The organism is uncultured Chitinophaga sp., assembly GCF_937874145.1.
GTDB lineage: Bacteria > Bacteroidota > Bacteroidia > Chitinophagales > Chitinophagaceae > Chitinophaga.
Genome location: NZ_CALNBI010000197.1, coordinates 1 through 5,630, shown reverse-complemented (window position 1 = coordinate 5,630; position 5,630 = coordinate 1). Strand labels below are relative to the sequence as shown.

The 5,630-nt window shown below is 57.7% G+C and carries 6 protein-coding genes; 5 read left to right on the top strand and 1 reads right to left on the bottom strand.

Going from position 1 to position 5,630, the window contains the following annotated elements; all coding sequences use genetic code 11:
• Nucleotides 1–451: LacI family DNA-binding transcriptional regulator (locus tag Q0510_RS09310; RefSeq protein ID WP_298710316.1), on the bottom strand; the 451-nt coding region annotated here is incomplete at its 3' end.
• A 113-nt stretch (nucleotides 452–564) separates the two neighbouring features.
• Here Q0510_RS09310 and Q0510_RS09305 point away from each other — a divergent pair.
• From Q0510_RS09305 to Q0510_RS09285, 5 genes are all read left to right on the top strand, one after another.
• Nucleotides 565–1,452 (top strand): inositol oxygenase family protein, encoded by an 888-nt coding sequence (locus Q0510_RS09305; RefSeq protein ID WP_298710315.1) that lies wholly within the window; start codon nucleotides 565–567, stop codon nucleotides 1,450–1,452.
• 34 nt (nucleotides 1,453–1,486) lie between these two features.
• On the top strand, nucleotides 1,487–3,115 hold the full coding sequence (locus Q0510_RS09300; protein ID WP_298710313.1) for a sodium/sugar symporter: 1,629 nt from the start codon (nucleotides 1,487–1,489) through the stop codon (nucleotides 3,113–3,115).
• 91 nt (nucleotides 3,116–3,206) lie between these two features.
• Nucleotides 3,207–4,142 (top strand): dihydrodipicolinate synthase family protein, encoded by a 936-nt coding sequence (locus tag Q0510_RS09295; protein WP_298710311.1) that lies wholly within the window; start codon nucleotides 3,207–3,209, stop codon nucleotides 4,140–4,142.
• A complete protein-coding gene (locus Q0510_RS09290; RefSeq protein WP_298710309.1) occupies nucleotides 4,139–5,143 on the top strand; it encodes a 4-hydroxyproline epimerase in 1,005 nt (334 codons plus the stop codon). The genes Q0510_RS09295 and Q0510_RS09290 overlap by 4 nt, the downstream gene beginning before the upstream one ends.
• Nucleotides 5,144–5,152: 9 nt before the next feature.
• On the top strand, nucleotides 5,153–5,630 hold a 478-nt coding region (locus Q0510_RS09285; protein WP_298710307.1), incomplete at its 3' end, for an FAD-dependent oxidoreductase.

Genomic DNA, 5,630 nt, shown 5'->3' with positions numbered 1-5,630 from the left:
TGACATGGGGCTGGGGGCAGGGGCGCTCGCTGGAGCCCACCACCACGTGGAATGGCACGGCCACGCCCCGCTTGCCCGCCTCGTCCAGCGCGCGCCGCGACAGGTCGGGCAGATGGACGGTGAAATCCGGGCCGTCGCCCGAACCGTTGCCGGAGGGCACCACCACGCAGGTTTCCTGCACGATCTGGCCGACAAAGGTAATGGTGCCCTGCTGGGCATGCACGGCATTGGTTGCGCACAGCAGCGCGATGACGATGGCGATGTTCCGGCTCTTGCGGCCGCGGAGGCTGCTGGCGTAAGGGTTGGGGGTGTATTCCAGCCGCGCGGCCAGCTCCAGCACCCTGCGCTTGGTGGCTTCGCTGATCTCATGGCTGTCCCGCAACGCTTTCGAGATCGTTGATACCGAGAGCCGCAGCTCCCGGGCAAGGGCTTTTATGGTGACCTGCCGCATATTTTTACGAAACCGGTTTCGTAAATAAAGAAAGGAGAATCAATACCTATATCTGCAGAATAGCCGAAATTATAGACCAGATTCCACTCTCTTAAACTACAAAAAATATTGCCATGGCTACCCAACATTCATTTAAACCCTCGGAAATCAATCCCCTCAACTCCCTGGATGAATGGGAAGACGCTGTCCTCAACCGGTACCCGGACCCCGACAGCATCGCCAAAGACAAATCCACCGACGCCTACCGCAATTACGATACCCCCGAGCGCGACACCGTCCGGGAATTCTACCGCCTCAACCATACTTACCAGACTTATGATTTCGTCCAGGAAAAACGGGCGCATTTCCTGCAGTTCGATAAAAAGGAAATGCCCGTCTGGCAGGCGTTCGATTTCCTCAACCAGCTGGTGGACGACTCCGACCCGGATACTGACCTCGACCAGTTCCAGCACCTGCTGCAAACTTCAGAAGCCATCCGGGCAGACGGCCACCCCGACTGGATGGTGCTCGTCGGCCTCATGCACGACATGGGGAAGGTACTTTGCCTGTTCGGTGAGCCGCAATGGGCGGTGGTAGGGGATACTTTTCCCGTGGGCTGCGCCTATTCCGATAAAGTGGTGTACCCTGAATTCTTCAAAAACAACCCCGATTATACCGATCAGCGGTTCCAGTCGCCCACCGGCGTCTATGAAAAGGGCTGCGGGCTCCGGAATGTGCATATGTCCTGGGGGCACGATGAATATGTATACCAGATGATGAAAGATTACCTGCCGGAGCAGGGGCTCTATATGTTACGGTACCATTCCTTCTACGCCTGGCACCGCGAAGGCGCTTACAGCCAGCTGCTCGACGATCACGACCGCGAGATGCTCCGCTGGGTGAAGTTGTTCAATCCATACGATCTGTATTCCAAGAACCCCGAACCGCCCGATTGGAAGAAGCTGCGGCCGTATTATGAAGACCTGGTGGCCAAATATTTACCCGCCACCCTGAAATTCTGATTCCCGCCGCAACATACAAACCCATTCCACGCGTATGAATAAACTGCAGTTCGCCGACTATGTAGTTTTCTTTATCTATTTCTTTATTGTTGCCGCATACGGATATTATATCTACCGCAGGAAACGTGCTGCGGATGCCAGTTCGAAGGATTTTTTCCTCGCGGAAGGCTCGCTGACCTGGTGGGCGATCGGGGCTTCCCTGATTGCCTCCAATATTTCGGCGGAGCATTTCATCGGGATGTCGGGATCCGGGTTTGCGTTGGGGCTGGCTATTTCTACTTATGAGTGGATGGCGGCCGCTACGCTGATCATCGTGGCGGTGGTGCTGATCCCGATTTACCTGAAAAACAAGATCTACACCATGCCGCAGTTCCTGGCGAAGCGGTATAATGATAAGGTCAGTACCGTGATGGCGGTTTTCTGGTTGCTGGTGTATGTGTTCGTGAATCTCACGTCCATCATTTATTTAGGCGCGCTGGCGATCACTTCCATTTCGACATTGCCTTTTGAATGGTGCATAGCGGGACTGAGCATTTTCGCGGTGATCGTGACGCTGGGCGGGATGAAAGTGATCGGGTATACGGATGTGGTGCAGGTGCTGGTGCTGATTGTGGGGGGATTGGTGACCACTTACCTGTCGTTGTCGCTGTTGTCGGAGCAGTTCGGGTATGATGGGAATATCTGGCAGGGGCTGTCGGTGTTGCGCAAGGAAGCGCCGACGCATTTTCATATGATTTTCGATGAAAGCAATCCCTATTACAAGGATCTCCCCGGGCTTTCCGTGTTGGTGGGCGGCATGTGGATCAACAACCTGGCGTATTGGGGATGCAATCAATACATAACGCAGCGGGCGTTGGGGGCTGATTTGAAGACGGCCCGCAACGGGATACTCTTCGCGGCTTTCCTGAAGCTCCTGGTACCGGTGATCGCCGTGTTGCCGGGGATCGTGATGTTCGTGCTGCACAAAAACGGCATGTTCCAACAGGAGATGCGGGATGCGGCGGGGCATGTCAAACCGGACCATGCTTACCCGACGCTGATGAACCTTTTACCGCCGGGGCTCAAGGGCGTGGCATTCGCGGCTTTGACGGCAGCTATTGTCGCTTCCCTGGCCGGTAAGGCCAACAGTATCTCCACGATCTTCTCCCTCGATATTTACCAGAAATTCTTTCACAAATCGGCTACGGAACGGCAGCTGGTGCGCGCGGGCAAATGGGCGGTGATCGTGTCGATGCTCATCGCAGCATTAGTGACCCCGGCCTTGCGTTCCCTCGACCAGGCCTACCAGTTCATCCAGGAGTACGTCGGGTTTATTTCTCCGGGCGTGCTGGCGATTTTCCTGCTGGGCTTCTTCTGGAAGCGCACAACGGCTTCCGCGGCGCTCGCGGGGGCTTTGCTGACGATTCCCATCTCCACGGTATTAAAATTTTTACCGGAATGGACGAAAGGCGCTTTCCCGGATTTTCCTTTCCTCGACCGGATGTCCATCACATTCGGATTGCTGATCGCCGTGATGGTGGTGATGAGCCTGATGCGGCCGAAAGGGGAGGCCGGTTCTCCCATCGAAATCGATGCTTCCATGTTCAGGACGACTACGGCTTTCAAGATTGGGGCGGTAATCATCCTGGGGATATTGGCGGCGTTGTATACGGTTTTCTGGTGATCGAGGATAGTGGTCAATATCCGGCAAGAACCGGGTAAATCCTATGATGGTGCTGCCTGTTGCAACCGGTAACTTTAGATAAATTTCCGTTATGCAACAATTGAACTGGAAAGGCGTCTACCCCGCACTGCTGACCCCTTTCACCGCCAACGACCAGGTAGACCTGGATATGTGGCGCACCAACCTCGCCGCCCAGCTGGGAGCCGGGGTCGACGGGATCATTATCGGTGGTTCCCTCGGCGAAGCGAGCACCCTCACCAACACCGAGAAAAAGCAACTTTATGATGCGGCCAGGGAATTCCTGCCCAAAGGGTTTCCCATCATCGTCAACATCGCCGAACAAACCACCCGCGACGCCGTGGCCCTGGCTGCCGATGCGGAATCCTGGGGCGCGAATGGACTGATGCTCCTGCCGCCTATGCGCTATTACGCGGATAACGCGGAAACGCTGGCTTTCTTCAAAGCCGTGGCCGGCGCCACGCGGCTCCCCATCATGCTGTACAACAACCCGGTGGATTACAAGATCGCCGTCACGCCGGAGATGTTCGAGGCACTGCTGCCCTATGAAAATATCCAGGCGGTGAAGGAATCTTCCCGGGACGTGATCAACATCACCCGCATGATTAACCGCTTCGGCGGCCGCTACAAAATCCTCACCGGCGTAGACCCCCTCGCGCTGGAAAGCCTCGTCCTCGGCGCCGATGGCTGGGTAGCCGGACTGGTGGACGCCTTCCCGCGGGAAACCGTCGCCATTTACCGGCTCGTCAAATCCGGCGATATAGCCGCGGCGCTGAAGATCTACCGCTGGTTCATGCCGCTGCTGGAGCTGGACATCCATCCCAAACTCGTGCAATACATCAAACTGGCGGCTGCCGCCACCGGCATCGGTTCCGAATACGTGCGCGCGCCGCGGCTGCCGCTCGAAGGGAAGGAGCGCGCCGCCGTGCAAAAGGTAATTGACGATGGCCTGGCCACGCGCCCCCAACTCCCGGAATACCTTCACCTCCCAGCAACTGCCGGTGTATGAAAGCAAAAACATTTTTCTGCGTGGATGCCCACACCTGCGGCAATCCCGTGAGGCTGGTGGCCGGCGGCGGGCCGGTGCTGGAGGGCAAAAACATGAGCGAAAAGCGCCAGCATTTCCTGAAGGAATACGACTGGATCCGTACCGGGCTGATGTTCGAACCGAGGGGCCACGATATGATGTCGGGCAGTATCCTGTATCCGCCGCATGATCCCTCCAACGACGTGGCGGTATTGTTCATCGAAACCAGCGGATGCCTGCCCATGTGCGGCCACGGCACCATCGGCACCATCACCATCGCGATCGAGGAAGGATTGCTGCAGCCGAAAACGCCGGGCATCGTGCGGATGGAAGCGCCTGCGGGGCTGATCCTTATCGAATACCGGCAGGCAGGCGGGAAAGTGAAATCGGTGAAGCTGAAGAACGTACCGGCTTACCTGGCGGCCGAAAATTTGGAGGTGGAATGCCCCGGCCTGGGAAGGCTCCGCTTCGATGTAGCCTACGGCGGGAATTTCTACGCCATCATCGATCCCCAGGAAAATTTCCGGGGGCTGGAACACCATACCGCCGCGGAGCTGATTGCCTGGAGCCAGGTAATGCGCAGGCGCATCAACGAGGCATACACCTTCATCCACCCGCTCGACGAAACGATCCGGGGTTGCAGCCACGTCCAATGGACGGGCGCGCCCCTCGATCCCGCATCCTCCGGCCGCAACGCCGTTTTTTACGGGGATAAGGCGATCGACCGTTCCCCTTGCGGAACGGGCACTTCCGCCCGCATGGCGCAATGGTTCGCGAAAGGAAAACTGCGCGAAGGCGAGGCTTTCGTGCACGAAAGCTTCATCGGCAGCAAGTTCACCGGCAGGGTGGAAAGCGTGACGGAACTGGCGGGTAAGCCGGCGATCGTGCCCAGCATCGAAGGATGGGCGCGGGTGTACGGATACAACACCATCCGCATCGATGAAAGCGACGACCCCTACGCATTCGGATTCCAGGTAATTTAACAACGAAACATGGCAGACATCGTCATCATCGGCGGCGGCATCATCGGGCTGAGCGCCGCTTATTTTCTTCATCACGACGGCCACCGCATTACCCTGCTCGACAAAGGCGATATCACCGGCAACTGCTCATACGGCAACGCCGGCATGATCGTACCCAGTCACTTCGTGCCGCTGGCTTCGCCGGGCATGATCAGCAGGGGCATCCGCTGGATGTTCGACAGCAGGAGCCCGTTTTATGTACGGCCCTCGCTCAGCCGGGCGCTTATCAGCTGGGGCTGGCAGTTCATGCGGCATGCCAATGCACGGCATGTGCAGGCATCCGCCCTGCCGCTGCGCGACCTGTCGCTGCTGAGCCGGCAATTGTATACCGGACTGGCGGCGCAGCCGGGGCTTGACGTAGGGTTGCGGGACCGCGGGATTCTCGCGTTCTACAAAACGGAAAAGGCCGCGGAAGATGAAGCGGAACTGGTGAAAGCAGCCGCCGGCC

Excerpts from the sequence above, each read along its gene's own strand:
- Q0510_RS09295 (WP_298710311.1), top strand. The coding sequence starts at position 3,207 with ATGCAACAATTGAACTGGAAAGGCGTCTACCCCGCACTGCTGACCCCT.
- Q0510_RS09300 (WP_298710313.1), top strand. The coding sequence starts at position 1,487 with ATGAATAAACTGCAGTTCGCCGACTATGTAGTTTTCTTTATCTATTTC.
- Q0510_RS09305 (WP_298710315.1), top strand. The coding sequence starts at position 565 with ATGGCTACCCAACATTCATTTAAACCCTCGGAAATCAATCCCCTCAAC.
- Q0510_RS09290 (WP_298710309.1), top strand. The coding sequence starts at position 4,139 with ATGAAAGCAAAAACATTTTTCTGCGTGGATGCCCACACCTGCGGCAAT.